This is a genomic window from Dyella marensis, assembly GCF_900112865.1.
GTDB lineage: Bacteria > Pseudomonadota > Gammaproteobacteria > Xanthomonadales > Rhodanobacteraceae > Dyella_D > Dyella_D marensis_A.
The window spans coordinates 1-5,473 of sequence record NZ_FONH01000042.1; the positions used below are offsets into that span (position 1 = coordinate 1).

General features: G+C 54.7%; 2 tRNA genes and 3 rRNA genes. All 5 read left to right on the forward strand.

Features of this window, described 5'->3' with window-relative positions:
* Positions 1–275: 275 nt before the first annotated feature.
* The 5 genes from BM172_RS21880 to rrf all read left to right on the forward strand — a co-directional run bounded on the left by BM172_RS21880 (position 276) and on the right by rrf (position 5,388).
* Positions 276–1,820, forward strand: a 16S ribosomal RNA gene (locus BM172_RS21880).
* A 109-nt stretch (positions 1,821–1,929) separates the two neighbouring features.
* A tRNA-Ile gene (locus BM172_RS21885) sits at positions 1,930–2,006 on the forward strand.
* Between the two features lie 4 nt (positions 2,007–2,010).
* Positions 2,011–2,086: transfer RNA gene (locus tag BM172_RS21890), tRNA-Ala, on the forward strand.
* 191 nt (positions 2,087–2,277) lie between these two features.
* Positions 2,278–5,156, forward strand: a 23S ribosomal RNA gene (locus tag BM172_RS21895).
* A gap of 119 nt (positions 5,157–5,275) precedes the next feature.
* Positions 5,276–5,388 (forward strand): 5S ribosomal RNA (gene rrf / locus BM172_RS21900).
* Together the 16S, 23S and 5S rRNA genes with 2 tRNA genes alongside form the textbook arrangement of a ribosomal RNA operon.
* Positions 5,389–5,473 lie beyond the last annotated feature (85 nt).

A 5,473-nucleotide genomic window follows, 5' to 3' on the forward strand; every position in this document is an offset into this window, starting at 1 on the left:
AAAATTCTTCGCTGCAGGTGTTGACGGACCGGAAAGACGATGTAGAATGGGCGGCTCACCCGGGACGAAACGTCTCGGGGCGATTCGAAGAACGGATCGCAAGTGATTGATCTTTGACAGTGTGCGCAGGTGACTTGTGTGGGCGTCTTGCGTTGGATGGACAATCTGTCCAAACAAATGCAAGCGTCTAACCTAAGAGTCAATTCAAAAGCTTGACGTTTTATGGTTAGGACAACGCTTCAGAAAGATAGAGCATCCTCGGATGTTCGAAAACTTAAGTGAAGAGTTTGATCCTGGCTCAGATTGAACGCTGGCGGCATGCCTAACACATGCAAGTCGAACGGCAGCACAGCAGTAGCAATACTGTGGGTGGCGAGTGGCGGACGGGTGAGTAATGCATCGGGACCTGCCCAGACGTGGGGGATAACGTAGGGAAACTTACGCTAATACCGCATACGTCCTACGGGAGAAAGCGGGGGATCGAAAGACCTCGCGCGGTTGGATGGACCGATGTTCGATTAGCTAGTTGGTGAGGTAATGGCTCACCAAGGCGACGATCGATAGCTGGTCTGAGAGGATGATCAGCCACACTGGGACTGAGACACGGCCCAGACTCCTACGGGAGGCAGCAGTGGGGAATATTGGACAATGGGCGAAAGCCTGATCCAGCAATGCCGCGTGTGTGAAGAAGGCCTTCGGGTTGTAAAGCACTTTTATCAGGAGCGAAATACTGCCGGCTAATACCCGGCGGGGCTGACGGTACCTGAGGAATAAGCACCGGCTAACTTCGTGCCAGCAGCCGCGGTAATACGAAGGGTGCAAGCGTTAATCGGAATTACTGGGCGTAAAGCGTGCGTAGGCGGTTATTTAAGTCTGCTGTGAAATCCCCGGGCTCAACCTGGGAATGGCAGTGGATACTGGATAGCTAGAGTGTGATAGAGGATGGTGGAATTCCCGGTGTAGCGGTGAAATGCGTAGAGATCGGGAGGAACATCAGTGGCGAAGGCGGCCATCTGGATCAACACTGACGCTGAGGCACGAAAGCGTGGGGAGCAAACAGGATTAGATACCCTGGTAGTCCACGCCCTAAACGATGCGAACTGGATGTTGGTCTCAACTCGGAGATCAGTGTCGAAGCTAACGCGTTAAGTTCGCCGCCTGGGGAGTACGGTCGCAAGACTGAAACTCAAAGGAATTGACGGGGGCCCGCACAAGCGGTGGAGTATGTGGTTTAATTCGATGCAACGCGAAGAACCTTACCTGGCCTTGACATGTCTGGAATCCTGCAGAGATGCGGGAGTGCCTTCGGGAATCAGAACACAGGTGCTGCATGGCTGTCGTCAGCTCGTGTCGTGAGATGTTGGGTTAAGTCCCGCAACGAGCGCAACCCTTGTCCTTAGTTGCCAGCACGTAATGGTGGGAACTCTAAGGAGACTGCCGGTGACAAACCGGAGGAAGGTGGGGATGACGTCAAGTCATCATGGCCCTTACGGCCAGGGCTACACACGTACTACAATGGTCGGTACAGAGGGTTGCAATACCGCGAGGTGGAGCCAATCCCAGAAAGCCGATCCCAGTCCGGATCGAAGTCTGCAACTCGACTTCGTGAAGTCGGAATCGCTAGTAATCGCAGATCAGCTATGCTGCGGTGAATACGTTCCCGGGCCTTGTACACACCGCCCGTCACACCATGGGAGTGAGTTGCTCCAGAAGCCGTTAGCCTAACCGCAAGGAGGGCGACGACCACGGAGTGGTTCATGACTGGGGTGAAGTCGTAACAAGGTAGCCGTATCGGAAGGTGCGGCTGGATCACCTCCTTTCGAGAACGACAGAACCACTGACGTAAGACGTCCACACAAGACACCTGCATATCCGCACGCCGACGGCGTGAAAGGCGCGCTCCGCGAGGAGCGGCCTTGAAAGCTTTATGGGTCTGTAGCTCAGGTGGTTAGAGCGCACCCCTGATAAGGGTGAGGCCGGTGGTTCGAGTCCTCCCAGACCCACCACTATGGGGCCATAGCTCAGCTGGGAGAGCACCTGCTTTGCAAGCAGGGGGTCGTCGGTTCGATCCCGACTGGCTCCACCAGTTCCACGCGGATATGTAGCGCACACAAAAAGATTATGAAGCGAGACGGCACTGTGGCCGGTTTCGTGTTCTTTGAAAATGTAAACGAGTGACAAGCGTCTTGGTTCGAAACCGAATCGAGATGTGTCGTTGAGGCAATTAAGCGAACGCGTTGTTTGGACGTGTGATCCTGAGGCGACTTGGGGTTATATGGTCAAGCGACCAAGCGTATACGGTGGATGCCTTGGCGGTCAGAGGCGATGAAGGACGTGGCAGCCTGCGAAAAGTGTCGGGGAGCTGGCAACAAGCTTTGATCCGGCAATGTCCGAATGGGGAAACCCACTGCGTAAGCAGTATCACTAAGTGAATCCATAGCTTAGTGAAGCGAACCCGGGGAACTGAAATATCTAAGTACCCGGAGGAAAAGAAATCAACCGAGATTCCGTCAGTAGCGACGAGCGAACGCGGACTAGCCCAAAAGCACAGCATGTTTTAGTCGAACGGTTTGGAAAAGCCGGCCATAGCGGGTGATAGCCCCGTAGACGAAAAGGCACGTTGTGTGAAATTGAGTAAGGCGGGGCACGTGAAACCCTGTCTGAACATGGGGGGACCATCCTCCAAGGCTAAATACTCCTGACCGACCGATAGCGAACAAGTACCGTGAGGGAAAGGCGAAAAGAACCCCGGAGAGGGGAGTGAAATAGACCCTGAAACCGTATACGTACAAGCAGTGGAAGCCCGCAAGGGTGACTGCGTACCTTTTGTATAATGGGTCAGCGACTTACTGTCAGTGGCGAGCTTAACCGTCTAGGGGAGGCGAAGGGAAACCGAGTCTGAATAGGGCGCATAGTCTCTGGCAGTAGACCCGAAACCGAGTGATCTATCCTTGGCCAGGTTGAAGGTGCGGTAACACGCACTGGAGGACCGAACCCACATCTGTTGCAATAGATGGGGATGAGCTGAGGATAGGAGTGAAAGGCTAAACAAACTCGGAGATAGCTGGTTCTCCTCGAAAGCTATTTAGGTAGCGCCTCGTATGTATCTTCCTGGGGGTAGAGCACTGTTATGGCTAGCGGGTCATCGCGACTTAGCAAACCATGGCAAACTCCGAATACCAGGACAGACTGTACGGGAGACACACGGCGGGTGCTAACGTCCGTCGTGAAAAGGGAAACAACCCAGACCCGCAGCTAAGGTCCCAAAGTTAGTGCTAAGTGGAAAACGATGTGGGAAGGCACAGACAGCCAGGAGGTTGGCTTAGAAGCAGCCACCCTTTAAAGAAAGCGTAATAGCTCACTGGTCGAGTCGGCCTGCGCGGAAGATTTAACGGGGCTAAGCACTACACCGAAGCTCGGGGTGCACACTATGTGTGCGCGGTAGAGGAGCGTTCCGTAAGCCTGTGAAGGTGGGTTGAGAAGCCTGCTGGAGGTATCGGAAGTGCGAATGCTGACATGAGTAACGATAATGCGGGTGAAAAGCCCGCACGCCGAAAGCCCAAGGTTTCCTCGCGCAACGTTCATCGGCGCAGGGTGAGTCGGCCCCTAAGGCGAGGCAGAAATGCGTAGTCGATGGGAAGCCGGTTAATATTCCGGCACTTGTCTGCAGTGCGATGTGGGGACGGAGAAAGTTAGGTCTACCGGGCGTTGGTTGTCCCGGGGAAAGGCGGTAGGTGGTGATCTTTGGCAAATCCGGGATCACATACACCGAGCACCGAGACGAGCCCTTTTGGGCGAAGTGACTGATACTACGCTTCCAGGAAAAGCCACTAAGCTTCAGCTGCAGAGAAACCGTACCGTAAACCGACACTGGTAGGCAGGGTGAGAATCCCAAGGCGCTTGAGAGAACTCGGGTGAAGGAACTAGGCAAAATGGCACCGTAACTTCGGGAGAAGGTGCGCCCTTTTTGGTGGCTACATGCGTAGCTGAGCTGAGAAGGGTCGCAGTAACCTGGCCGCTGCGACTGTTTATCAAAAACACAGCACTCTGCAAACACGAAAGTGGACGTATAGGGTGTGACGCCTGCCCGGTGCTGGAAGGTTAATTGATGGGGTCAGCCGCAAGGCGAAGCTCTTGATCGAAGCCCCAGTAAACGGCGGCCGTAACTATAACGGTCCTAAGGTAGCGAAATTCCTTGTCGGGTAAGTTCCGACCTGCACGAATGGCGTAACGACAGCGGCGCTGTCTCCACCCGAGACTCAGTGAAATTGAAATCGCTGTGAAGATGCAGCGTTCCCGCGGCAAGACGGAAAGACCCCGTGAACCTTTACTACAGCTTCACACTGAACGTTGAGTTCTTCTGTGTAGGATAGGTGGGAGGCTATGAAACCGAGACGCTAGTTTCGGTGGAGCCATCCTTGAAATACCACCCTGAAGTGCTTGACGTTCTAACCTAGGTCCGTAATCCGGATCGGGGACCGTGTGTGGTGGGTAGTTTGACTGGGGCGGTCTCCTCCCAAAGAGTAACGGAGGAGCACGAAGGTACGCTCAGCGCGGTCGGACATCGCGCACTGTGTGCAAAGGCATAAGCGTGCTTGACTGCGAGATCGACGGATCAAGCAGGTACGAAAGTAGGTCTTAGTGATCCGGTGGTTCTGTATGGAAGGGCCATCGCTCAACGGATAAAAGGTACTCCGGGGATAACAGGCTGATACCGCCCAAGAGTTCATATCGACGGCGGTGTTTGGCACCTCGATGTCGGCTCATCACATCCTGGGGCTGTAGTCGGTCCCAAGGGTATGGCTGTTCGCCATTTAAAGTGGTACGCGAGCTGGGTTCAGAACGTCGTGAGACAGTTCGGTCCCTATCTGTCGTGGGCGTTGGAGATTTGAGGGGGGCTGCTCCTAGTACGAGAGGACCGGAGTGGACGTTCCGCTGGTGTTCGGGTTGTCATGCCCATGGCATTGCCCGGTAGCTACGAACGGAAGTGATAACCGCTGAAAGCATCTAAGCGGGAAGCACGCCCCAAGATGAGATCTCCCGAGTCCCAGAGACTCCTTAAGGCCCCATCTAGACTAGGTGGTTGATAGGCGCGGTGTGGAAGTGCAGCAATGCATTGAGCTTACGCGTACTAATGAGCCGTGCGGCTTGACCATATAACCCCAAGACGCTTCGCACGTAATCCTTAGCGAACATCCCGATTCACCAAACGCTTGTCACTCGTTTACCCCTTTGCGGGGCTTGGCGCACCAATCTGCGCTGCCCCCACCCCTTCCCTGGCGACGATAGCGCTGTGGCCCCACCCGATCCCATCCCGAACTCGGCAGTGAAACGCAGCTGCGCCGATGGTAGTGTAGCTTGCTATGCAAGAGTAGGTCATCGCCAGGGGCTTTATCCTTAAAAACCCTCACCCTCCGGTGAGGGTTTTTTCTTGCCTGAAACATAGCGCCACCATTAGCTCCGCATAAACACC